This is a genomic window from Brevibacillus jepli, from assembly GCF_047229145.1.
GTDB lineage: Bacteria > Bacillota > Bacilli > Brevibacillales > Brevibacillaceae > Brevibacillus.
Map to the genome: position 1 here is coordinate 126,088 of NZ_JBFEFW010000008.1, position 24,235 is coordinate 150,322.

Annotated in this window: 26 protein-coding genes and 1 riboswitch; of the genes, 2 read left to right on the forward strand and 24 right to left on the reverse strand. The window is 47.3% G+C overall.

Annotated elements, in window-relative coordinates; all coding sequences use genetic code 11:
* The 20 genes from AB1L17_RS10885 to AB1L17_RS10980 all read right to left on the reverse strand — a co-directional run bounded on the left by AB1L17_RS10885 (window position 1) and on the right by AB1L17_RS10980 (window position 17,705).
* Complete coding sequence (locus AB1L17_RS10885) at window positions 1–192, reverse strand: hypothetical protein (RefSeq protein ID WP_412844841.1); 192 nt, start codon at window positions 190–192, stop codon at window positions 1–3.
* A complete protein-coding gene (locus AB1L17_RS10890; RefSeq protein WP_412844948.1) occupies window positions 192–683 on the reverse strand; it encodes a hypothetical protein in 492 nt (163 codons plus the stop codon). The genes AB1L17_RS10885 and AB1L17_RS10890 overlap by 1 nt, the downstream gene beginning before the upstream one ends.
* A 359-nt stretch (window positions 684–1,042) precedes the next feature.
* Window positions 1,043–1,696 carry a hypothetical protein gene (locus AB1L17_RS10895; protein WP_412844840.1) on the reverse strand — a complete coding sequence of 218 codons (654 nt, stop codon included), beginning with the start codon at window positions 1,694–1,696 and terminating at the stop codon, window positions 1,043–1,045.
* 252 nt (window positions 1,697–1,948) lie between these two features.
* Complete coding sequence (locus tag AB1L17_RS10900) at window positions 1,949–2,146, reverse strand: hypothetical protein (protein WP_017251814.1); 198 nt, start codon at window positions 2,144–2,146, stop codon at window positions 1,949–1,951.
* Window positions 2,143–2,370: a hypothetical protein gene (locus tag AB1L17_RS10905; RefSeq protein WP_412844839.1), complete on the reverse strand. Its 228-nt coding sequence runs from the start codon at window positions 2,368–2,370 to the stop codon at window positions 2,143–2,145. The genes AB1L17_RS10900 and AB1L17_RS10905 overlap by 4 nt, the downstream gene beginning before the upstream one ends.
* Window positions 2,316–2,654, reverse strand: coding sequence for a sigma factor-like helix-turn-helix DNA-binding protein (locus AB1L17_RS10910; RefSeq protein WP_412844838.1), 339 nt, complete (start codon window positions 2,652–2,654; stop codon window positions 2,316–2,318). The genes AB1L17_RS10905 and AB1L17_RS10910 overlap by 55 nt, the downstream gene beginning before the upstream one ends.
* 462 nt (window positions 2,655–3,116) lie before the next feature.
* Complete coding sequence (locus tag AB1L17_RS10915; protein ID WP_412844837.1) at window positions 3,117–3,593, reverse strand: DinB family protein; 477 nt, start codon at window positions 3,591–3,593, stop codon at window positions 3,117–3,119.
* A gap of 29 nt (window positions 3,594–3,622) precedes the next feature.
* Window positions 3,623–4,180, reverse strand: a complete 558-nt coding sequence (locus tag AB1L17_RS10920; RefSeq protein WP_412844836.1) for a DNA-3-methyladenine glycosylase I — start codon at window positions 4,178–4,180, stop codon at window positions 3,623–3,625.
* Between the two features lie 125 nt (window positions 4,181–4,305).
* Entirely contained in the window at window positions 4,306–5,049 is a 744-nt protein-coding gene (gene map / locus AB1L17_RS10925) for a type I methionyl aminopeptidase (RefSeq protein ID WP_412844835.1), read from the reverse strand.
* A 135-nt stretch (window positions 5,050–5,184) separates the two neighbouring features.
* A complete protein-coding gene (locus AB1L17_RS10930; RefSeq protein ID WP_412844834.1) occupies window positions 5,185–6,000 on the reverse strand; it encodes an alpha/beta fold hydrolase in 816 nt (271 codons plus the stop codon).
* Between the two features lie 99 nt (window positions 6,001–6,099).
* On the reverse strand, window positions 6,100–6,429 hold the full coding sequence (locus tag AB1L17_RS10935) for a DUF2085 domain-containing protein (protein ID WP_412844833.1): 330 nt from the start codon (window positions 6,427–6,429) through the stop codon (window positions 6,100–6,102).
* Between the two features lie 336 nt (window positions 6,430–6,765).
* Window positions 6,766–8,277 carry a YcdB/YcdC domain-containing protein gene (locus AB1L17_RS10940; RefSeq protein ID WP_412844832.1) on the reverse strand — a complete coding sequence of 504 codons (1,512 nt, stop codon included), beginning with the start codon at window positions 8,275–8,277 and terminating at the stop codon, window positions 6,766–6,768.
* A 70-nt stretch (window positions 8,278–8,347) separates the two neighbouring features.
* A complete protein-coding gene (locus tag AB1L17_RS10945) occupies window positions 8,348–9,226 on the reverse strand; it encodes a PepSY domain-containing protein (protein ID WP_412844831.1) in 879 nt (292 codons plus the stop codon).
* Between the two features lie 12 nt (window positions 9,227–9,238).
* The gene (locus tag AB1L17_RS10950; protein WP_412844830.1) at window positions 9,239–10,603 is read right to left on the reverse strand and encodes a HAMP domain-containing sensor histidine kinase; all 1,365 of its coding nucleotides are present in this window, start codon (window positions 10,601–10,603) and stop codon (window positions 9,239–9,241) included.
* 3 nt (window positions 10,604–10,606) lie between these two features.
* A complete protein-coding gene (locus AB1L17_RS10955) occupies window positions 10,607–11,293 on the reverse strand; it encodes a response regulator transcription factor (protein ID WP_412844829.1) in 687 nt (228 codons plus the stop codon).
* Between the two features lie 98 nt (window positions 11,294–11,391).
* Window positions 11,392–12,732 (reverse strand): SLC13 family permease, encoded by a 1,341-nt coding sequence (locus AB1L17_RS10960; RefSeq protein ID WP_412844947.1) that lies wholly within the window; start codon window positions 12,730–12,732, stop codon window positions 11,392–11,394.
* Window positions 12,733–12,788: 56 nt separating this feature from the next.
* Window positions 12,789–13,973, reverse strand: coding sequence for a glycerate kinase family protein (locus AB1L17_RS10965; RefSeq protein ID WP_412844828.1), 1,185 nt, complete (start codon window positions 13,971–13,973; stop codon window positions 12,789–12,791).
* Window positions 13,974–14,117: 144 nt separating this feature from the next.
* Window positions 14,118–15,116 (reverse strand): ABC transporter permease, encoded by a 999-nt coding sequence (locus AB1L17_RS10970; protein ID WP_412844827.1) that lies wholly within the window; start codon window positions 15,114–15,116, stop codon window positions 14,118–14,120.
* Window position 15,117: 1 nt separating this feature from the next.
* Window positions 15,118–16,608, reverse strand: coding sequence for a sugar ABC transporter ATP-binding protein (locus AB1L17_RS10975; RefSeq protein ID WP_412844826.1), 1,491 nt, complete (start codon window positions 16,606–16,608; stop codon window positions 15,118–15,120).
* A 74-nt stretch (window positions 16,609–16,682) separates the two neighbouring features.
* Complete coding sequence (locus tag AB1L17_RS10980) at window positions 16,683–17,705, reverse strand: sugar ABC transporter substrate-binding protein (protein ID WP_412844825.1); 1,023 nt, start codon at window positions 17,703–17,705, stop codon at window positions 16,683–16,685.
* Window positions 17,706–18,015: 310 nt separating this feature from the next.
* A riboswitch (SAM riboswitch) is annotated at window positions 18,016–18,137 on the reverse strand.
* A 200-nt stretch (window positions 18,138–18,337) separates the two neighbouring features.
* Here AB1L17_RS10980 and AB1L17_RS10985 point away from each other — a divergent pair.
* Complete coding sequence (locus AB1L17_RS10985) at window positions 18,338–19,591, forward strand: ATP-binding protein (RefSeq protein WP_412844824.1); 1,254 nt, start codon at window positions 18,338–18,340, stop codon at window positions 19,589–19,591.
* 166 nt (window positions 19,592–19,757) lie between these two features.
* Here the strand turns inward: AB1L17_RS10985 and AB1L17_RS10990 are convergent, their stop codons facing one another.
* The gene (locus tag AB1L17_RS10990; RefSeq protein ID WP_412844823.1) at window positions 19,758–19,949 is read right to left on the reverse strand and encodes a hypothetical protein; all 192 of its coding nucleotides are present in this window, start codon (window positions 19,947–19,949) and stop codon (window positions 19,758–19,760) included.
* A 277-nt stretch (window positions 19,950–20,226) separates the two neighbouring features.
* On the reverse strand, window positions 20,227–20,964 hold the full coding sequence (locus tag AB1L17_RS10995) for an IclR family transcriptional regulator (protein ID WP_412844822.1): 738 nt from the start codon (window positions 20,962–20,964) through the stop codon (window positions 20,227–20,229).
* 191 nt (window positions 20,965–21,155) lie between these two features.
* On the opposite strand from AB1L17_RS10995, the gene AB1L17_RS11000 reads away from it, so the two are divergent.
* The gene (locus AB1L17_RS11000) at window positions 21,156–22,031 is read left to right on the forward strand and encodes a dimethylarginine dimethylaminohydrolase family protein (protein WP_412844821.1); all 876 of its coding nucleotides are present in this window, start codon (window positions 21,156–21,158) and stop codon (window positions 22,029–22,031) included.
* A 152-nt stretch (window positions 22,032–22,183) separates the two neighbouring features.
* On the opposite strand, the gene AB1L17_RS11005 is transcribed toward AB1L17_RS11000, so the two are convergent.
* Both AB1L17_RS11005 and AB1L17_RS11010 read right to left on the reverse strand, forming a co-directional pair.
* Window positions 22,184–23,569 (reverse strand): hypothetical protein, encoded by a 1,386-nt coding sequence (locus AB1L17_RS11005; RefSeq protein ID WP_412844820.1) that lies wholly within the window; start codon window positions 23,567–23,569, stop codon window positions 22,184–22,186.
* Window positions 23,566–24,123 (reverse strand): sigma-70 family RNA polymerase sigma factor, encoded by a 558-nt coding sequence (locus AB1L17_RS11010; protein WP_412844946.1) that lies wholly within the window; start codon window positions 24,121–24,123, stop codon window positions 23,566–23,568. The genes AB1L17_RS11005 and AB1L17_RS11010 overlap by 4 nt, the downstream gene beginning before the upstream one ends.
* Window positions 24,124–24,235 lie beyond the last annotated feature (112 nt).

Genomic DNA, 24,235 nt, shown 5'->3' on the forward strand with positions numbered 1-24,235 from the left:
TTACACCCCGCCTTTGTATTTGGTCAGTCGGTTTTTCACTTGTCCTTCTGCCAGTAGTTGATCATCTGCTTCAGAAAAAAGAGCACCTGCTACCTCGAACCGTTCGGCGCAAAGATAGGCGGCGCTCTTGATCCACTCTTGTTTGGTTTGCACAAGCTCTGTTGCCTGTGCCTGTTGTTCTTTTCGTGCCACTATGATCGGACCCCCTCAATATCAAATTCGTTGATTTTGTCTGTGACCGCTCTCTGCACCGCTACGTTGTACGTGAACTGGAACGCAATTTCTGTCCGGTCCTTTTTGTCCCGCCAAATACGCATGGTGGAGCTGTCAATCTCGATGGACATTCCAGACGTCTTGCCTTGATAGCTGAAATGTCTCTGGCGAAGGAGCTCGCGCAACGGCTCAGCTGAAAGCGGCTGATACACACCCGCTACCTTTGCATAATGGAGGACGATGGCTGCTTCTGAGACCACTTGATAAGAAGTGAGGCTTCTTCCTTCTTCGCGGACCCCCTGCGTCAAAAGAAACGCGATAGGCGGCGAAAACCGCTGCGCCATCCAATCGTCCACATTCACAACAGTCCCCAGCTCTGGATACGCTTCCTTCACCAGTTCGATCAGAACAGCCAGCTCACGATCGGTCACGCTCCCACCACCCGTACTTGCGGTATTTCTCTCTGTCATCGTCACATGTTTCTTCCCCCCACTATTTCACTTGGCAAGGCATCCACGGCAAAATGCCCGCCGAGCAGGGAGCGAGTAGCCTATGGCTTTGAACTCGCAAAATCGTGTGGCGCTAATCGCCTTGTTCCCCGCTCGCCGGACATTTGAGTCGTCGGTGTACATAAAAAGCCACCCGACAGCTTCATCGGATGGCTCATATCTCTCTTACTTGTTTCGCTTGACTCAAGTATAACCGATTCGGAGGAAAAACCGGGAAAATGACCCTATGTGTCAGGTAGTGTCAACCTTTGTCAGCGGATACCACACTTGTAAAAATAAAAAGAAGCTGTCCTCCTCAGACAGCTTCTCGCCATACGTTTTTACCCAGTCGGTTGAGCTTGGCTCCCATACATCGCCCGTGCCATTTTCATCACAGCGCTGCGCTTGATCTCATAATACCGCTGCCGCGACACGCCGATTTCTTTGGCAATCAGATTGTTCTTATCCCCGTCCAACAAGGCTTCTACCACCAATCGTTCCTGCTCACCCGGAATCATCTCTACCGCTTGGTTGATCCGTTCGATTTTATCCTGCAGATTTTGCAGCCTCTTCCATTTCCGTTCCCGGCGTGCGACCTCCGCATGCGTTTTATCTCCGTTTATGCCTTTTCCTTTTGGCATGCCTGCATCCAGTCCGTACTGTGCGACCATTCCTTCCCCCGCCTCGCGCAAAAAACGCTGGATACGGACGATCTCGATCTGCATGTAATTGTAGTCGCGGATTTCTTCCTCGGTTTTCTGGAGAAAATCCAACTCGGGTGCCTGCTCACTCAGCCGGTGAAAGCCGTTTGGTCTAGCTGCTGCTGGTTTCTGGGGCGCTTTTGTCTCTTGATCCCGCAAGTACTTGTCCCACTCCGGGCAAGATTCGATTTTTCCCACATGCTGATCATGAACCTGGCAATGTGCTTTCTTACCCCAGCACGTCGCCGGACACACCTCGCATACTGCTTCCATGAAAACATCTTTGCTGATCAAGGCTCTATTCCCCCTCGGTCATGTATATATGAAGTCTGTTGCGCTGCTTAACGGTTTTCGTTGACTCTTGCGCATTTTCTTAATCTTTGAGACATCATGATCTGTCCGATAATAACTCCGATCAATAAGACAGCTGCTCCGATTAATGCCGCTTCTATCATTTCGTACGTATCTCCTTTGCATCAGCATTTTCTTGTATAATAAAAGGGGGCAAAGAGGATACTCACCAGTTGTATTCTTTGCCCATAGCCATCAATGGGGATTCCGATCGTCAGTCGGGGTCTCCTTTTTTTGTTCGAGCTGCTCTTTCTTTTTCTCTTTGTTTGCCTTTAATTGCAGGTTGAACAGGTTGTTAATGCGAATCTGCAAATCCACCTGCTTAAACGTGACGATTAAAGCTAGAAAGCACACGACAACAGCAAGCACCTGCACGTAATCGATTGTCATCATAGCATCACTTCTCCACTGCGGATTGCTTCGAGCATCGCGGTTTTCATTTCTTGCATACTCTCTTCACGAGGCTGTCTAATAAAAGCTGCAAGATACTCCATGTCCGGGAGCAAAAAGTCGAGGACCGTCAGTACGGCCCGATTATCACCTGACTTTGCTCTTTGGAGGGTTACGCTGAATGAGTCAGCTTCTCGGCCAATTGGCGCAAATATTTGTTTTTGCATTTACTCACTCCTTGTCTCGTCATATTTAGTTGTTTCGCTACCTGTTCTTCTGTCATTCCTTGCAGGACGACATGCTTGATAATGATCCGGGCTTTTTCAGGGAGCTGCATCAACACCTCCTGAACATACAGGTCCGACAGGTTGTCCTCGATCGCTTCCGTTCCCCTCATCCCCTCACGGATGAACGTCTCCCTGTACAACCGCTTCTTGGCCGCGTACTGCAATCGCCAAGCAATCCTCTTGAGTACTTTTCTGCAATGCTCTTGCAACTGCTCATCTGTCACATGCTTCACCTTCTGTCTTTTTCGAACATCCATCCGCAAAACAGGAACATTCGTTCTCTTTATAGTACAAGTATCTCATACTAATGCTGTAAGTTCAAGTTCTTTCTACCAGATTTTTGGAGATTTTTTTCCTGTCCATCTTCTGCACAAGCTCAAAAAAAAGACATAAAAAACACGATCTCAAGTGGAGATCGTGCCTGTGTTGAAGTATTCGATTATCCTTACACAACTATTGCTCCCTACACTTTAAAAGTACATAATTCTCATACTTTTCGAGTTTTATCAGCAACTCATTATGCAAGGTATAAAGAAGGAGCTCGGAGAAATAGTAGAAACAAAAATAAAACCGTAGGCGTTCCCGCACCTACGGTTGCTCCAATAGACGTTCCCAAAAGGGATCGGCTCATAGGTTACAGCGTATAGACCGCCTGGCTCCTCAAGCTCAAGGGCTGTCTACTCTTGTTAATCCCAAATATTCGGACGATCGACGCCCATCGTTCTCATATAATCTAGCAGCTGACCGGTATGTACCGACTCATGATAGGCGATTCGCAGCAGCATGTCTCCAAGCGTGCGGACATAGCCTACATCGGAACGATCGATGCGGACACTTTCCAAGTCGGTCTTGGAGAGACCTCTGACGAAGCTGAGAAATTGTTCCCGATACGGCTTCGCAAATGCCAAATCTTCCTCTACCGTCGAAAACTCTTTTGTTTCATATGGATTGGGAATGGCAGACAAAGCGGCACTGCCCCGTTGGATCAAAATCTGGTGATACAAAAACTCACCTTCCATGACATGACGGATCATTTCGCCACACGTGAACGCTTTATCGTCAGGCTTCCAGTGCAGCATATCTTGCGGAATTGCCTTCCATACTTTGATGCTTCTACGTCTTACTTCCTCAAAGTTTAAGATTAAGAGATCATTTTCGTTCATGCCAACATCCCCCTCTCCGTAAGCTCGTCCTAGTTTCTTCTATAGAGATCACACGTAGCTACGTGATCATTCACCATGCCGACTGCTTGCATATAAGCGTAGCAAATCGTTGAACCGACAAATGTAAAACCGCGCTTTTTCAGATCCTTGCTCATCTTGTCGCTAATCTCGGTAGAAGCAGGCACGTCCTTCATTTCCTGAAAATGATTGTGAATCGGCTTCCCGCCTACAAACGCCCAAATGTAGCTGCTAAACGACCCAAACTCCTCCACAACTCGCAAATACGCGTGGGCATTCTTCACGACACCGCGAACCTTTAGCTTATTTCGAACAATACCTTCATCTGCCAGTAATTGCTCGATCTTGGCTTCATCGTATTGAACGATCTTCTCTGCTTCAAAGTTATCAAACGCCCGCCGATAATTTTCCCGCTTCTTCAAGATCGTGTACCAGCTAAGCCCGGCTTGAGCGCCTTCCAAATTCAAATATTCAAAGAGCAAACGATCCTCATAGACAGGAACTCCCCACTCGTGATCGTGATAATCCATATAGATCGGATCCTGATTCACCCAACCGCATCGATTCACGGAAAGAAGCCTCCTTCACAACACGCGAACATATATTCTTACATAAAGAATATACAATCATTGGGTATTCTGCAAGTTTTTCTTTCACAAAAAAGAGACCTCATCCATCTGAGGTCTCCCTGTAATCAAGCTGTTAAAATAATGGGTTTCCCCTTCGTGACGACGATGGTGTGCTCGTATTGAGCTACGTAACTCTTATCTGGTGTAATAATCGCCCAACCGTCTCTGCCATCCTCCACATATTCCGTCCCCGTTGAAATGAATGTTTCAACCGCCAACACGAGACCTTCTGCGAGCAAGCGTCTATCGTTTTTGTCGTAGTAGTTCAAAATGTACGCCGGCTCTTCATGCAGGCTTTTGCCGATGCCATGTCCTGTAAGGTTTTTCACTACAGTGAAGCCTTTTTTCCTGGCCTCCTGATGAACGATGCGCCCAATCTGGCTTAGCTTCGATCCGGCTTTGGCCGCATCCAACGCCTTGTACAGCGACTCCTCGGCGCATTCGCACAAAGATTGTTTCTCCGCTTCTCCTGCCCCTACCACGATGGAAGCACCTGTATCCGCAAAATATCCATCCAGCTCTGCCGATACATCAATATTGATGATATCGCCATTTTGCAGGACGGTATCATCTGGGATGCCGTGCGCAACAATGTGATTGACACTGATGCATGTATGCCCTGGAAAATCATAGGTGATACTCGGTGCAGATCGCGCGCCGTACTTCGCCAAGATCTCTTCGCCTATCTGGTCGAGTTCTTTTGTTGTTACGCCTGCCCGCACTGCTTTTATCATCGTCTCTCTTGCTTCTGCCACAATGCTACCGATCCGCCTCAAGCAGATCAGATCATGTTCATTTTGAATCGACATGTGTTTCCCTCCTGTTCGTGAATGTAAATTACCCTGATCCATTTCCTACATTGGAACATTATTCTTCACCAATCGCAACCTGTAGAAAAAACAAAGAACCCCAGAAGCATTTTCTGCGGCTCTACTCTTGCGGAGCTAGGCTGGATTCAGTGCATACAATCCTTGCGATGAGGTCGACTGCTTTTGAATGAATCCAATGGAGATACGATTAAATTCTTCCGGCTGGTCGACATTGACGACATGGCCACAGTCAGCGACCAGACTCAACTGTGCATATTGCCTTTTTTTCACCCGCATCTGGACGAAGGGCAAAAACATATGGTCTTCGTCTCCCATGATGAACAAGGTAGGGATGGGAGGCTCTTTATCAAAAAGGGTACCCAGGAATCGATTGATGCCTTTTGTCAGCTTGAACCATCTTTTGAATTCTTTTTGACAAAGCTTTTTGGCTTCTCGGATGAACAAGGAACGCGATTCTTTATGACGCTTGCTCGGCATGATCACCCATGCAAACAGTCGATACAGCCACATGTACGGGATGAAATGCTTGACCATATTCCCCAGCGTAATCAGCACCTGTGATCGGACGTTCAGATGTGTCACAGCTCCTGCCAACACCATAGAGCGCATTCTCTCTGGTGCCTGCTCCGAAATAATTTGCACGATGATCGTCCCCAAGGAAATGCCTACAAAATGGGTGGAAGCGATTTTTAAATGATCTAAAACCTCTATGATATCTCTGCTGACATCATCAAAGCTGTATGTTTTAAAAAGCTTGCCTGGGATGCTTTTAGATTTTCCGTGACCACGCATATCTACGAGAAGAACATTGAAATTCTCTTTGTATGCCTTCAGTTGTTTATACCAAATCGATGAGCTGCCCCCTGCCCCATGGACAAAAGTCACCCATTCGTAATCTTCACCACGTATGTAAGTCTTATAATGGATCACTAATATCCCCCCATCAGTATTATATAGGAGGGATGTCCCAGGTGAAAGGATTACCATAAAATTGAAATTCGTCACACAAAGAAACATTCCGCATTTTATTCACCTGAGTCTCTCAACCAAAAACCAAACGAGATTGGAAATGAGTAACGACTGTCCGACACCAAAGCTAAACCCTGTTAAAAATCGGAGCTTGTTATTGCTCGTCCGCCACTTCCATTGTTGAGTAAAGCCATCAATGAGCATTGGCAGTAAAAGCAATCCAATCAAATAGTAAGAGGTCACGAGATGCATCCCTACAAAAACTGGCGCGATCAAGTATCCAGCCAATATCGAAACACATCTGGCACATAGCGGCATTTTTTTACCCGCTATATATAAGGAACGATCTGCGCGCCGATGACATGGAATCCACTGCATATTGATCTTCATCAGCCACCTCAATGTGAGCAATCTGGCTTGCAATCGCAATCGGGTATACCGCATTCTGGAACCGGACAATCAACTGGAATATAGTTGCAATCTAACGAACAATTGTTACGCTTCTTACGATAGAAGATGATCATACAAATAAATAGAAGAAGGCCTATTCCGATCAAGACCCCGCCCATTACATAATCACCTTGATACAGCAATACTCCTCCAGCTATCCATGCGATCAAGCAAGCCGTTAATCCAACAAAAAACAGATACATCCTCTCCCTTCATTATCTTTCTACGTAAATATCGTATCCGCAGTTTCCAGCTATTTTACTATCGAGAGTGAAATCATCGACATGGCTTTTTCGTGATCGCGTCCACATATTTATAACGCTCAGGACTCGCGTGTTTGAGCCAATAAGCTGGAAATGGAACCTGATCCTTTTCCTTTCTACCTGGACGTCTGTATTCAATTTGGATATAATCCAGTTCCACGTCGTATTGATCGAGAAATATCTCTGCTGCTTCCTCAGCGGACATACATGCGTCAAAATCAGGTAGTATTTTGTTTGTGCGGGCATCATGTTTGTAGAAGCCTGTTACCTGTCCTGTCCACGGATTCACTTTCACCCTGTAAATTCGATTGGTCAGAACGACTCCTTGTCTTCTTTCATAAAACTCATACGTAATTCCCGTACCTCGCAGACGACTCACCTCGTTGTAGTGAAGCTCGGTAATTCCCTGATCGATGTACTTCTCCAAAAAGCTCGTCCCAATCTGCAAAGCATCCTGCTCCGTAAGCCGTGGCGCTATATGGTCGATTTTTTGATTAACAGAAAAAGCGAGTACTTCTTTCGTTGTTTGATTGAGTGAGATCCATACCAAATCAGGATCGTAGACGGTTTCTGCCCCTTCTTCTTCTGGTAACGGCCAGGTGTAATAGACAGTTGGAGGCAAGGCAAGATGCTTGGTATCACGAGAGAATTTATAATTTGCACTGATTGGATTGAAAATAATCTGATCCTCATTCGGTGTCACTAGCGTATGCATTTTTATATCAGGATGAGTGATATCAGTTTGAAATTGATCCTTGACCCATGCTTCCATTTCCGGTACGGTTGCCAGAATAATGGATTGTCCCTGTCCAGCGACCCGAATAACCTCTGACTTACCTTGTACGGGTGAACTACTACCTTGGAAAATTTTTGTGGGCTGTCCTGTCTCCGCATGAATAGCCAGATCGCGAAATGCTGCTTCATCCGGGATATACTTCAGCTTCGCTTCATCCTGTTCATCGCATACGAGCACCATGTTTTTTTGAAAAAGAGCAAGATACGCTAGCTTGGCTTCATCCTTTGTCATTACGTTTGGTTTTTTCGGCTTATTTCTTCGATCAAAGTCTTCAAATCCCCGATAGTTTATTTCAGTCAAATTCCCTGACTCATCTAACCATATCTGCAAAAACACTTCTGAAAACGGTATGCCATGAAAGAAATAACGGTAGGAAAGCCTCCACACCTTTTCCTTATACAATCTAGCAAGACGATCTCTCGTCATCTCTTTCAAATGGTCCCCGTAAAGTCTTTCAGCGACCTCTGTTGCTCTAGCAGTTGCTGACTCGGCATTTATTCTCTCGCCATGAAACAACGCTTTCTGGTCTTCTTTTTCCAGACGGAAGGTTGTCACATAACCAGTTGCTTTATGTATTTCCAGTCTTGTACCATAATGACCTACCTCCAGCTCGCAAACTTCCCACTCATCGTAAGTCGTTATTTGCAAACGAGTCTCACGCAGAACAGGAAACAAACCAAACCATCTCTCCATCGTCTCCCGAACCGCTTCTGTCGGATATGTAATCATCGATTTCCCTCCCGAACGAAAAAACCGTCAATGCTGACACTGACGGCTCTCTCTATATGAAATCTACATCCTAATCATCATCACCATCATCCAGATCATCGTCGTCGGTGTCATTGGAGTTCGTGTCATCACCTGTTGATGTATCCGCCGGAGCACTCCCATTTTTATCGGCTGGTGTCTGATCATCATCGTCATCATCATTGGTAGAGCCATTCTCGATTGTGGTCGTCGAAAGCACTTTTCCGGTAATGGCATGGACGCGTACATCTACCGTTTTGGAGTCTTTTTTCGTGATTACGCGATAGACTGCCCCACTCTTTGTCTCGATTAAATCAACATCATCGATCGTGCCGCCACTTGTTCTTTCCGTCGCGATCTGCTTCGCTTGCTGTTCGGTAATTTTGGTCTGTGGCTGTGCTGGTGGATTCGGACTTTGATTTGGTTTCGGCTGCTGTTGTGTCTGGGTTGGGGGTTGGGTAGTAGCTGGCAGTTGTTTACCTGGCGCAACAGTCCCTACCGTCCCCGCTCCTGTTGGCTTGGTCGCGTTGCCTGAAGCATCCTTCCCGCTGCCATTCGGTTGTATTGTGCTGCCTGTCGGTTTTGAACCCGGCTGCGTTGGATTCGTCGCCGTTTCGTTTGCCTTCGGTTGTGCTGTGGCTGCGACTAAGGATAGCTCCTTCAAATCAATAATCTCGCCAGTCTGTGCATTCACCATCACACTGTACGTTCCGCGCTCATTGAGAAGCTGAAGATTGTAAATGCTGTTTTCCCCTACATCCGTCATGGAGATCGATTCAATCTTCCCCGGATAGCGAGCCGTCACGATCTGTTTGACTTCCTCCTCTGATAATGACTGCAAATCCATACTCGCGAAGATCCGTTGCATGCCAAATGCCGTGGTGACCAGCAAAAAGCTCGCCAGCAGCCCTATTTTCCATTTTTTATCCATACGTACCTCCTGCTATTTCTTAACGTGCCCCGGCAAAAAAACGGTCACGAGCGTCCATTTCCCTTCTTCACTATCTAGTGCAATATCACCTTGATGGGCATCGACGATCTGTTTCGCAATAGAAAGACCTAGTCCTACGCCCCCTGTTTCTCGGCTGCGGGCTTTATCTACACGGAAGAAACGATCAAAAACATGCTGCAAATCTTCCTTGGGAATCCCCATTCCGTAATCCTTAACCGAAAAATAAGGGCGGTCCCCTTGAATCCCTACACCCACTTCAATTTCATTTGAGCTGTATTTCATCGCATTGTCGAGTAAAACGACGAGCACTTGTTTTAGTTTTTGTTCATCGGCCATCACAGGAACCGATTCGGTGTTTGCGTCCAGTTGAAAGGACCTGCCATACGCATTGGTTAATTGCGTGATGGTGGTTTGGCACATCGGAATCAAGTCGATTTCATTTACATCTAGATTCCATTCGGCGCTATTGTTGGCGAGAAGGAGCATTTGATTGGTCATATCCTTCATGCGCACGGCCTCCGAATAGATCGCTTCAACCGACTCGGCCAGAACCTCCGGCTTTTTCGTCCCCCAACGCTTCAATAGCTTCGCATAGCTCTCTACTACGGTCAGCGGCGTTTTCAGCTCATGAGAAGCATCTGAAACGAACTGTTGTTGTTTCTCAAAGTTTTGCTGCAATAAATCCATCATCTTGTTGAAGGTACTTCCTAACGCGTGCAATTCATCCTTGGATGTGTTTTCGAGTGGTATTTTCTTAAAAATACTGCGCGCTTGAATGGCTTCCATTGTTTGAATCATCGAATTGACTGGTCGCAAAATCAGATTGCTCAGCATGCGTCCCGCAAAAAATGCAGGAATCAGCACGAACAGCGAAGCAAATAGCAGAACGTTTTGCAGCAGGTTCAAATTCTCTTGCAAACCCGCAATACTTTCAATCACTTCTAGCGTGACAATTTTGCCATTCTTCCAAATGATCGGGACCTTGACGTATGCGTATTTCGCTCCGTTGACATCGAAGACACCTTCACTCGCTTTTCTTTCAAAGAGGGGCTTAGGTGCCGGAATTGGTTGCGTGCTGTCTACTTCCTGCGTGACGAAGGCCCGTGATTGCTGATCGATAACACGGATCATACCGTTCGATGGCAAATACGGCTGCAGCAGCGTAGCAGTGTCGAATTTTTCCACACCAGGCTGATTGAGGCCGCTCTGGATGTGCAGGACCTCTCGTTGTAGACGATCCAGCTCCCCATCTGTTGTCACTTTGTAGAACACGAAGTAAATGAAGCTGTTGACCATGAGCAACAGAAGCAAGAGTGCGACCGTCGAGAACAAATGAATTTTATTTTTGATTTTCATAATCTACCCCTTCAGCATATAACCAACGCCTCGTACTGTATGCAAAAGCGGGGCTTCATACCCTTGGTCCACCTTTTTGCGCAAGTAACGAATGTACACGTCAACGACATTCGTGTCTCCGAAGTAATCAAATCCCCATACGTGTGTGAGAATCTGTTCACGATTCAGAACTTGGTTTTTATTCTGCATCAGATACAGCAACAAATCGAATTCACGCGGCGTCAGCTCGATCTGACTGGTGCCTCTCGTGACTTCCCGCGATTTTTCATCCAGGCTTAAATCCGCTACTTCTACCTTCGAACTGGCTTCCACTTTCTTTGTCATTTGGGACAGGCGGAGGCAGGAACGGATGCGAGCCAGCAGCTCTTCGATTTCAAATGGCTTCGTGATGTAGTCATTCGCACCTTGATCAAGCCCATTCACTTTGTCCACGACCGCATTTCGGGCCGTCAATAAAATGACTGGTGTCGCGGAATCCTTGGACCGAATCCGGCGAAGCACTTCTATGCCTGACAAGCCAGGCAGCAGTACGTCGAGCAAAATCAAGTTCCAACCGCCTTGCGTGTATTGTTCCATCGCTTCGAGCCCTGTTTTGGCGATCTCGCTCTCGTATCCTTCATATTCCAGCTCTAATTGAATCACACGAGCAATTTTCTCTTCATCTTCCACAATTAATATTCGCTCCGACATGTAATCCTCCTAAGCCATTGCATCCATTATCCAGTTGAGTTTAGCAAATATTGACTGTGGATCAAAGAGTAATCCGTACGAAAGATATAATTTTTTACTTATATCGATAATCCCACCCATTGCCAGTACGCGTAATAGAAGACAACCATCAGGATCGCGTGAGCCACACCTGCATACATGCTCAACCGCAGCAAATCCTTGGGCAGAAAGGTCTCTTTGCCGCTCTCCTGGAACATGAGCAATGCTTTGGAGCTGACAGGAAAGGTCAAGCAGTAGTTCATGCCGACGATTCCTAAGAACAACACGGTCACTTCATTCAAATCAAGGCTGCTCGCAAAGTAGAGAAGCGGTGGAACGAGAATGACTGCTCTCGTCGTATGCGATGTAATGTACAGATGCGACGTCAGTGTCAGCAAAGTAATAACGACAATGATCAGAAGCGACGATTCCCCTTCCATCTGCTCGGTAATCGAGAACAGCTTCTTCATGATCCATTCTGCCGCGCCGCTCTCCAGCAACGACTTACCAAGTGCAATGGCTGCCCCTACAAACAGAATCAGGTTCCACGAGACAGACTGCACGCCATCCTTCCATTTCATGACACCCACATTCGGCAGTGTCAAAAGAAAGGCACCGACGACTGTCGTGGTAGCAATCTCGATTCCGTGAAAACGTTCTGTCAGCCAGAAGATGACCATCGCCCCGATCACGGCTACCGTATATTTTTCGTTGCGGGACAAGGTGAGGGAGAGCTTTTTGCTCGTGAGTGGGCGCTGCATCTCTTCTTTGGTAAGAAACAGAGCCAGAACAATCCGGCAAGTAACGATGCTGGCCACTACCCCAAACGGCAGTCCCCACAACAGCCACTCCGCGAAGCTAATCCCTTCCCCATTGAACTCCTTCAGCATATCGAGTGCGATAAAATGGGAGCCCGCTCCGATCATGGTGGAGCTGGTCGATACTAAAATAATCGTCGGAATCAGGATCGCCATGGCTTTCGTAATTTGTTTGTTCCCGATTTCGGAGGTCAGCGAGTGGAAAACAGGCAGTAGCACCGCTGCGCGTCCAGAGGTAGATGGGATAAAGAAAGCGAGAAATTGAACGACGACCGTCAAGAGCCAAAACAAGCTTTTTACATTCTTCGCGCGGCTCACGACCAGATCTGTGAGTTTGCCTGCCAAGCCGGTCACTTGAAGAGCACCGCCGAGAATGAACGACCCAATCATTAACCAAATGACATCGGAGGCGAGCGAGTCGAACAAAATTTCCTGGTCAGCCGTCCCTGTCACGACCAGGAGTAACACAGATCCAATCGCTACATAGGCTGAGTTCAGCGAGGTTGTCGTCCACAGGATCACCGCGACGCAAAAGCCGAACAAGCTCCATTTCGCTTCAAAAGTCAGGGAAGAAGGCAGCATAAGCAGTAATTCAACGAACATAATCAAGGCAATTGGAAGGACCCAGGCAGGTCTTTCCTTTGCTACAGTCTGTGCACTCACGATACTTGCTCCTTCGCCATTAAACGATTTGCGAGCTGCAGGCCAACCATGATGGTTCTCATGGAGCTTTCCGAGCAATCAGTCAGCCATTTCTGGGCATGCAAGAACGCTTCTTCCAACGTAGACGGCATCGGCAAAATACTCGTGTACGCATCAATGCCATGCTCATAATTGAGTCGGGCACCTTTGCCAACAGTCCCAACCAATGCCACTACCGGCAGGGCATGCTTCTTCGCCCGCTTCGCCACTTCCACTGGAATTTTTCCTCGCGGTGTCTGAAAATCAATGCTTCCTTCCGCCGTAAACACAAGGTCCGTCTCCTGAAGCATACGATCCAAATCAATGTACTTCATGATGATGTCGTAGCGTGGATACAGATTCGCACCCGTCAGCGCATGCAGTCCAGCACCCAAGCCTCCCGAAGCGCCACTACCCGGCATTTCTCTAACATCCATTCCGAAGTCCCGCGCAATAACAGCTGCGAACTGTTCGAGTGCTTCTTCCAGCTCAACGACTTGCTCAGGAGTTGCTCCTTTTTGCGGGCCAAACACGCGTGCGACCCCGTTTTCCCCACACAGCTTGTTAAACCAGTTGCAAGCCACATCGATTTGCACCTGCTTCAGTCTTTTGTCCATGCCAGAAACGTCGATTTTCGCTACGTTTGCCAGCGAGATTCCGCCTTCAATGCGGATTTCTTGACCGTTTGCATCCAAAAATTTTGCGCCAAGTGCTTGCGCCATACCTGCCCCGCCATCGGAGGTTCCTGAATCACCGCAGCCTAGCAAAATACGATTTGCCCCCAAGTCCAGCGCAGCCTTGATTAATTCACCCACGCCATGTGTCGTTGTTTTGCGCGGATCACGCAAGCTTCTTGGAACCAATCGGAGTCCGGCCGCTGCCGCCATCTCGATTACAGCGGTTTGACCTGTCGTCTTTGATCCGAACACTCCGAAATGGGAGGAAACCTTTTCTCCTACTGGTCCTGTTACTTCCTTATCAATGATCGAACCATTCGTAATTTTCACAATCGCTTTTGTAAAGCCTTCTCCTCCGTCAACCATCGGCAGCGTTTGTACTTGGGAGAGCGGCAGCACGCGCAGGATTCCTTCTTTCATGCACTCTGCTGCTTGCTCGGCATCTAAACTTTCTTTAAAGCCCGAAGGCACTACGAGTATACGCATAAAAACAACATCCCTTCTCTTTATCTGAATTTGCTTTCGCATTTGTCTCACTTGTGTAAGACCAATACTAAGCTCCAAAAAAGAGAAGGGAATAATAGGAAGATGAGAAATTGATGAGAGAAAAGCAAGAGGAACGTTACGAATCTAAGCGTTTCGTTTTCTGCGCAGCTGATAATACGTCACAGCCAGTGCAAGCGCCAATACCGTTCCTTTAATGATATCGTAAGCGTAATACGGCAGATTGAGCATCGTCATGCCGTTGAGCAATACCCCAATCAGAATCGCTCCGACAAATGTACCGAACACGTTTGGCTTCCCTGCCCCAAAAACGGAGAAGCCCACGAAAGCAGCCGCTACCGCATCCATCAGCATAGAGCCCCCGCTATTCACTTGGCCAGTACCAATCCGCGCCGCCAAAAGCATCCCGCCCAAGCCTGCAAAAAGAGCAGAGAGCACATAAGCCAAGGTACGATAGCGATTCACGGGAATCCCCGACAGACGGGCTGCTTCCAAATTACCGCCTGTCATGTACAGCATCCGCCCCTGTCTCGTATAGGTCAAATAAACATGCGTAATCGCGACGAGCAAAAAGGTCAAAATGACAGGTACCGGAACGGAGAGAATTTCTCCTTGGCCCAGCCAGAGGAACCACTCCTGGAATTTGCCCGGAGCCTGCGTGCCGTCTTGCATCGGCATGTTGGCGTAGATGGAATACCCTTGGGAATACGTCATATGAATGCCGTTTACGATGTAGAGCATTGCCAGTGTCGCGAGCAAATCAGGAATGCGGATTTTTACGACGAGAAAAGCATTGACCAGCCCGACGAGCAAGCTGAGTACAATCGGTACAACCAATGTCGTGAAGATTCCTTGCTCATACCAAACCATCATGGAAGCAGAGACGACCGTGGTCAACGAAACCGTCGAGCCCACAGACAGGTCAAAGCCCCCGACAATTAGCGAGAACGTAACACCAATCGCAACAAACGTCACAATCGAGATGGACCGTAGAATGTCCGTCAAGTTGTCGTACGTGAAGAAATACGGGTTGGTCAGACTGAATAACAACATGACAATGACAATGACTGCAACCGTTCCGTATTTGTATACAAAATCAAAAAGGCTAAACTTTTTATCTGCCACGTTACTCACCTCCGCTTGCGTAGTACATAATCAGTTCTTGCGTTGCTTCCTCGCGACTCAGTTCCTTCACGATCTTACCCTCAAACATGACGAGAATCCGGTCTGCAATCCCGATGACCTCCTGAAACTCGCAGGAGAAATACAGGACGCCCTTCTTCTGCTCCGCCAGCCTTCCGATCAGGCGGTAAATATCGCTTTTTGCGCCAATATCCACACCTTTTGTCGGCTCATCAAACATGAAGATGTCCGAGTTCGTATCTAACCATTTTCCGATCGCGACTTTTTGCTGGTTTCCGCCGCTGAGAAAACCGACCAGCTGCTTGATATCGGCTGTTTTCACACCAAGACGCTGCACGAGCTCTCTTGCGTTCGCCGTTTCCGCCCCTCTTTTGATGAAACCTAGCAAGGATTTCTTTTTCAACGAGGCGACAGACAGGTTGTTCTGCACGGACTCCTCTACAAAAATCCCTTCCTTACGCCTCTCCTCCGGGACGAGCACGATGCCTGAATCAACGGCGTCTTTGGGCGAGCGTAGTTGGATTCGTACGTCATGTAGTCGGATCGCACCAGCCTTTGCCTCATCCGCACCAAAGAGCAATCGGGCGAGCTCAGTCTTCCCTGCTCCGACCAGACCGACGACACCCACGATCTCTCCCGCGCGTACTTTCAAATCGACCCCACGCACTTTGCCACCAGCAACTCCGGACACTTCCAAAATCGTCTCGCCAATCGGCACCGCAAGCTTCGGGAACTCCTCGTCGAAGCTTTTGCCCAGCATGTTCGCGATCACTTCGTCCATATTCGTCGCAGTCGTCTCTGAGGTCACGACATGCTGACCATCGCGCATAATCGTGATCCGATCACAGATTTCAAAAATTTCCGGCAGCCTGTGGGAAATGTAAATGATGCCGACGCCTGCTTTTTTCAGCTGTGCAATGATTTGGAACAGTCGCTCGCTCTCCTTGGTGCTCAACGGCGCAGTCGGTTCATCGAAAATAACGTACTTGGCTTTTTGTACGGTAGCCCGTGCGATCAAAATCAATTGCTTTTCCGAAAGCGTACATTCTTCGACCAGCATCCTCACCGGAATGGAGAAGCCGAAGCTTTGTAAAATCTGCTCCGACTCGTTGTACAAGCTCTGCCAGTTGATCAGTCCTTTGGTTTTCGCCTGGACAATTTGACCCGCCAGTATGTTTTCGGCGACGCTCAAATACGGGATCAAGGCGGTGTCCACTTCCTGATACACACATTGGATGCCCAATGCTTTGGCGTCCTGCGGAGATTGGATCGTCACAGTCTGGCCATCGATGGTGATCGTGCCGCCATCTGCCTGATACGCTCCCGTGAGAATTTTCATCAGGGTGCTTTTTCCTGCGCCATTGGCACCGAGCAGTGCATGAACCTCTCCTGCGCGCACCTCAAAATCGACGGATCGCAGGGCAGGAACCCCGGAAAACTGCTTCGTCATCCCTTTCATTTGCAATGTGGACATTTTTCACACCTCCTGTATAAGGAAAAATCCCGTTGATAGATACGAATCAACGGGAACAGCCAATTTTGACGCGCTTACTTACCCCACTCTTTTACGTATTGGGACAGGTCGCCCATCGTTACTTTTTTATCCTTCGGCAGGTCTTCCTGTTTCACCAGCACTGGATTCAGCTTCACGTTGTCTGGCACTTGCTCGCCTTTGATTTTTTGGAACACGGTTTGGGCATGAATGCGCCCGATATTGGATGGGTCTACCGCTGCTGTCGCAGTCCACGGAGAGTTTTCCGCCTGAATCATTTGCAGATCCTCATCGCTCAAATCGATGGAGTATACTTTGATTTCCGTACGGCCTGCTTGCTGGATGGCACGAGTTGCCCCTTTGGCAAATTCATCCCAAGCTGCCCATACTGCTGTGATGTCGCCTTTGTTCGGGTATTTTTTCAAGATGGCTTCCATCTGTGTTTGCGTATCGAGTGCCGTATTGTTGGTCGCAGAACCGAATGCGGCGATTTCTTTTATATCTGGGTACTTCTTCTGGAAAGCTTCATACGTGACTTGGCGTTTTTCCATTGGCGCAAAGCCCGCTACCCATATTTTTACGATGTTGCCTTTGCCGTTCGTATCTGCAGCCAGCTTCTCCAGGCTCAGCTCAGCCAATTTGTTGTCATCCTGCGCCACAACTGGCACGCCCGGAATGTTGATGTCTGTATCAAACAGGACGACCGGAATTTTTCTATCCACAGCTTTTTGTGTACCCTGCTGCAAGGCTTCTGCCGTACCATGGTCGATCAGAATGCCATCAAATTTTTGATTCACGGCCGCATCGAGGTTGGACGCCATTTTTGCCAGATCGGTATCTGCATTAAAAACGGTCAGCTCGCCGCCGTTTTTCTCGACCTCTGTCTTCACACCATTGATGTATTGGGCAGAGAATGTCCCTACATTTTGACGCATGATGAGTGCGATTCTCTTCGCCTTCTCCCCCGAAGCGCCTTCGGTCGTACTTCCGGTTCCTGTTGCTGCTCCGCCACCGCATGCCGTTACGAGAACTGACGCAGCCAATACAAGTGAAGTAATCAGCCCTAGTTTCTTTTTCATTTTGATGTTCCCCCTTTTTCTTTTCAAAATCCTCGTAGAAGAAGCGCATTTCCAGTCCAAGCGCCTCTGGAGCCCGCCCCAGCGCAGGAAAAAATGGCGGGGAATTTCAGCTTCACTTATGGGCTACTTCCTTGAAACTTCTACGTTTGAAGCGCTCCCGCCATTTTTTCCTGAGCGGACAGTCAATCCCACAGCAGGGCGTAGGCCGAAGCGTAGACTGGAAATGCGCTTCTTCCCCACTTCCCCACGTTAGCTACGCAAAAAATCCTCTTCCACAGAGAAAGAGGACAAAAATCGACAAGATTCTCGCCTCTTATCTGTCAGGTATTTCTACCTGTTGGAGTTAGCACCTTGGCTCGAAAGAATCATCATCTCTCGCGCTAGGTTGCCGGGCTTCATAGGGCCATTCCCTCAGCCTTCTCTTGATAAGAGTAGTGTTTATTTTCAAAACGTTTGTATTAGTATATACAGAATATAATCCGGGCATTACCCATCTGTCAACTAGGTTATACAAAGAATTTCTAGATATTTATTCCAATTCTCACTGTAAATACGAGAGGGATTTTGTTGTGTCTTGTCGAATTATCGTAGATTGATACAAGCCTAGCAAATTTTTGCGATGGGGATGCTACATGAGTCTATTAAAAGAAGTCATTCTGCAATGGTTTTTTGCGATTATTCCTTTTGTGTTTTTCAACATTTATTACCGCGACAAAATGAGGAACTACAGCCGTTCGTTTATCATCATTACCAGTTCTGCCTGCATGATTCTTGCGATGACCTTTGCCCCGAGCGTTACTAACGGCATGATTTTTGATATACGGCATGTCATCATCCTGTTCGGACTGGTTTATGGCGGTATTGAGGTTGCCTTGCTCCTTCTGATCGAAGCCTTGGTTTATCGGTATTATCTAGGCGGCCAAGGAACATGGGTTGCGATGCTGATCCTTGCCGTAAATTTTTTGTTGGCACTCTTAATTTACAAGCACTACAAAGCCAGTTATCGGAAAACACTGTATCTTTTTATGACGAGTGCGATTTTTTCCAGTGTTGCTTTGGGGATTACTTATTACTTTTTCCCGACCTATGTATCACAAAATCTCGTCTACTATACAGTTCTCATTCCCATTCAAAACTTTTTCGGGCTCTGGCTATTAATGTCGCTTTTCAGCAAATGCGTTTCGGATAAGGAGCTGTTCATCCGCCACGCGCAAAATGAAAAAATCCAGACGATGAGCCACGTTGCCGCCTCGCTCGCACACGAGGTACGAAATCCGTTGACAGCAGTCAAAGGCTTCTTGAAATTGATACAGGAATCTCCGGAAAATTTGGTAAAAGTCGATCAATACATTCGCATCAGTCTGGACGAAATCCAACGGACAGAAGCCATCTTGACCGAGTACCTTGCGATTTCCAAGCCGCTCAAGGAACGGCATGAGCTGATTAATGTTTGCGAGCTTTTGCATGCCATTCGTGAAGTGATGCTCCCGTTTGCCAATATGTATAACGTAGAGCTGGAGCTGCAAGCCTTTGAGAAACCCGTGAAGATCAAGGCCAACCCAGACGAGTTCAAGCAGGTGCTCGTGAATTTCATCAAAAATGCAATCGAGGCCTGCTCAGATATTTCGGACGGAAAAGTTACCCTCGGCTTGCTCATTGAGCGAAACAAAGCACTGTTGGTCATCAAGGATAACGGTGTCGGCATGGATGCAGGACAGATCAGCCGTCTCGGTACCATTTACTTTTCTACGAAATCGAGTGGGACCGGTCTTGGACTGACTTATTCCTACCATGTCATCCATGCGATTGGTGGATCCGTTAATGTATCAAGCAAACCACGAGTAGGGACCAAGTTCACCATTATGCTCCCGTATAAGGCACAGTAACTGCATGCAGGTTTTGCAGTGGAACTGTGCCTTTTTCCGTTTATACAAAACAAAACACCAGGAGTCTCCCCCTGGTGTCTCTCTTGATTAGTGTGGCAGCCACTCTCCTGTAATGGCATCGATTTCTCCACGGAAGATCGAGTTTTTGCTTTATGTCGTTTGATGATTAAAAAACAAATCTCCAAATGATATCGACAGCCACACTAATTGTGAGAACCATCATTTTTTGGGAAAAGGTAATCTTGGCTTCTTTTCCATTTATCCATTTATAGGAAGTTTGCAAGCCTAGTAGAATCATATACCCGCCTACATAAGCAAAAAAAATTCTGAATAGCTCTGTTGCAATAATCCAAGCCATTTCTCTAGCCCCTCCAGTTAATTCTTGTTGCACTCACCGTATTTCTTTGGGGAGCAGGATACGATCTATTTGATCGATAATGATGAAATTAAATCTAAAACTTCAACTGCAAATCTCGATGTAAAAACCTCCCAAAATTTGATACAAATACATTTTTACAATATATGTATAAAAGATGTCAATATATTTTTTATTTTTATTAATTTATCACTTATTTTGTTTAGTATTATTAACAAAATCTATAAGGTGAAAAGAGCAAAAAAAAAGGCCAGCCGGCCTATGACAGGCCGCCTAGCCGTTGCGAAGTTTTGTGAGCGACATCCTTCACCCGTTCAATCAAATACTGGAGCCGTTCCTCCTTCAAATCATACGTAACAATTCCAATGCTTAACGCCCCGATTACCTTTTGATTGTAGTCAATCACCGGCGCTGCGACGGACGCCGTATTTTCCGTCCGCTCCGCAAAGCTGACTGCATGACCAGCTGCTCTGATCTCCATGAGTTTCTCCATAAAAACAGGCACCTGCTCTTCATCCACCAACTGCACTACGGTTTGTCGTGCTTCCTCCACAGGCATATGGGCCAGCACGACTTTATTGGCCGCACCGATATGCATCGGAATCCGCAAGCCCAACTGGTCGTAGATGCGAATATTGTGCTGACTGTCTACACGATCAACGACAATCGATTCGAGTCCGCTAGGCTGACTGAAGTATACGCTCTCGTTCACTTCTCTGGCCAGCTCCTCGATCATCGGCTTGATTACTTTGCGATAATCGATCCGATCGAGCACGCGCAAGCCGAATTCCATCCATTTAATCCCCAACGTATATTGCTTGGTCGCAGCATCCTGCTCTACCAATCCATGACCCATCAACGTGTACAACAGTCGATAAATGGTGCTGACCGGGAGCTGGCATTCCTTCGCTAAATCATTGATCGTCCACCATTTTCTATGCTCGTCCGACGAAAGTGCCGTTGCAATCGCCATCGCTCGATCAAACGATTGAATCACGGTCATCCCCCCTTTTCTATCTATCTTCTCCTATGAAACTATGTTAAACCATTTGCTCTAATTTTGTGAATCGCAAAAAAACTCCAGGTAGGAATCACAGATTGACAGTCAGAAATCAGAATGTGTAAACTAATGGTGAACATTTCGAAATATGAATAATATTCTGCAATGTGGAATAAAGGGAGGCAACTATGTTCCAAGGCAGCCAATCCATGGTCAAAAAGATGAAAACGGTCATCATCAAGCATCCCCATCAAGCATTTATTAGCCAAGAACATCTCGATCAATCGTGGAAAACCTTCAACTATACAGATCGCCCGGACTGGGACACGGCTCTTCATGAGTACGCCAAATTCGAAGCAATCCTGCGCGAGCATGTGGAAAACGTCCTGCACCTGCCACAATCCGATAAAACCGGACTGGATTCCATTTACGCACACGACCCCGTAAAATTTACTTCCAAAGGGGCGATCATCCTCAAATCTGGCAAAGAACTCCGTCAAGGAGAAGCAGAAGTATACAAAGCCTTTTTAGAAGAAAACAATATTCCGATCCTGGGGCAACTCACTGGAGACGCCTTGTCAGATGGCGGCGATCTCGTCTGGCTGGATGACAAAACGCTTGCCATTGGCCTTGGCTTCCGCACGAATGAAGCAGCTATCGCTCAAATTACGGAAATGGTTAAGGATTTTACAGATGAAATCATCGTGGTACAGCTTCCGTATGATCGTGGACCTGCGGAATGTCTGCATCTGATGTCAGTCATCAGTATGGTCGATCATGATTTGGCTGTCGTCTATTCCAAGCTGATGCCTGTATTTTTCCGTCAGCTGCTCATCGACAGAGGCATTCAGTTAATTGAAGTACCGGATGATGAGTATGAAAATCTGGGCAGCAACGTTCTCGCCCTCGCGCCTCGTGTGTGCATGGTCGTGGCAGGCAACCCGATTACCAAGCAACGTCTTCTCGACGCAGGTGCGACTGTATACGAGTATGAGGGCAATGAGATTTCTTATAAGGGAACAGGTGGACCTACTTGCCTGACAAGCCCGGTGGAACGGGTGTAAAAGTGTACGAAAAAACAAGAAACGAGCCTGGGAAATGACTCTCTACTGGCTCGTTTTTTTATCAATTTTGATTATGTGTAAAACCCTTCCCGCCAACAAAAAGAAGCATAAAATGACCAACTGGCCATCCTATACCTCTTTTACTACAAGCGTTATTTGGTAAGCGGAATGACACCGTCCACCGTAACTCTCTCCCACTCAAGCCCGGACATTTTTACCTCGTACGTTTCCTTCTTCGGTACCTCAAAGTCAATCAAGACGCTTTTCATATCATCTGTTGGAGTTAAATTCCGGTAGTTCTTACCGTCTACACGCAGGCTAATCTCCTCCGGCCCTTTGTTCGGAATGACAATGACCAGTCTGCCTTTTTCGTAATAAGCCTTTTCGATGTGCAGCTGCTTCTTTTTTCCAAACGGAATGCTTTGCGGATATTTCGCGTTTAAATCAAGCACGAAGGTATCCTCAAGGGATCGTCTCATCGTTACTTTGTCGAAGCGCAGCTCCAGTTTTTCCGGGAGCTCCTCGAAGAACAGCGATGGAATAAACTGCGCCTTGTAAGTATTGGTCCCCATCACTTGCTTCACGTTTGCATTCAGCTTGTCGTCGATTGGCTGATATTCTTTCCCGCTTCCATCGACCAGCTTCATATTTTCTAACCGATGCAGCTCATATCCCTCTTTGAAATTCGCTTCAAGCTCTACTTCCGTCACAGTAGGCGAAGCGATCATTTTGTTGACTTGAAGACTCGTCACCGAATCTGCTGTTTCTAGCGCAGTATCTGCCCCTGCGGCAGGTTCGATGACTTTTTCGGCTACGGTCACGGACTTGGGCAGCGGCAGCAACAGCTCCGCTACCACTTTTTCTTCTCCATTCTTGTGCGCATCTACGATTTGCAACGGGAGAACAGGCTTAGGCTGATTCAAGATCGTCCGCATTACTTTCTCGTTGATTCGGTAATTCGCCCTGTAGATAAGATACTGCACACCATCGATCTGTTGAAAATCTCTGCTTGCACCACCTATTTCTCTCAAGTCGCCCAAATCTACACGAAGTCCCCCATAGATTAACTCATTTCTTTTCGATTCGTCTGGAATTCGCGCAATCTCCTCCATTTTTTCACCGGAGATTAACAGTGTAAACGTAATTCGTCTGTGATCGACCATGGTATCCCGAATCTGAAAAACATACCCGTCCTTTTCCAATTTCACCTCAGGCAGAATCGGATAGCCATTCTTCAACGCATGCATAAAGCCTTCATCTGGCGTGATCCACTCAAATGCTTCCTGACCTTTCTCGGCCCCCGTCAGTCCCCATAAAGCTTCGCCCTCGTTGAAAGGTTGAACAATCTGGAAGAAAAACAGGGCAGCAACTGCCACACCCGCTGCCCAAGAGGTTACCTGCCAGCGACGGCGACGCTTTTCACGCTTTATTTTGGCAAACACATCCTGCTCCAATTTTTCTAACTGAAACGGATATTTCTCCCGAACAGCTTGCTTGGCTGATTGGCTCCATTCTCTCCACATGCGATCGTCGCTCATCCTGTTACCTCCTTCGACATGGTCTCCTTTAATTGCTTTCTGGCTCTGTGCAATCGCGTACGGACAACCTCCTGCGAAACCGAGAGAATGTCCGCCACTTCTGTAATCGACAGGTCTTCGTAATAGTGCAGGAGGATCACCTGCCTGTACTTCGGTGCGAGGGATTGAATGTACGTGACGACCTCTTCCCGCTTCACCCGGTTCAGAATTTCTTCCTCTACCTGGTTGTTCGCCTGCCGATCCATCATGTCGCCCAGATGATCATCCATCGTCGGAAAAATGTTGCGGAACGACCACGATCGAAAATGCTTTTTGCTTTCATTCATCGCGATCTTGTAGAGCCAATGCTTGATATGGCCATCCCCGCGGAACTGATCGAGATGCCGATAGGCTTTGATAAACACGTTTTGGGTAATATCGTCTGCCAAGGCATGGTTCTTTACCGTGAGACTCACCAGATGAAAAATCTTCTCCCCGTATTGCTGCATCAGCCATTTCAGTCTGGCTTCCCGTGTAACCTCCAGACTGGCTGGCATTGTTTCTGCTTCGTTCAACCCGTTCACCTCATCCGTTGATTGCTTGCTAGTAGGTATGATCCTTCTCACGGCAAAAAGGTGACAGAAAATGCAAAAAGAAACCGATGTGATGTCCACAACGGCTACTTCG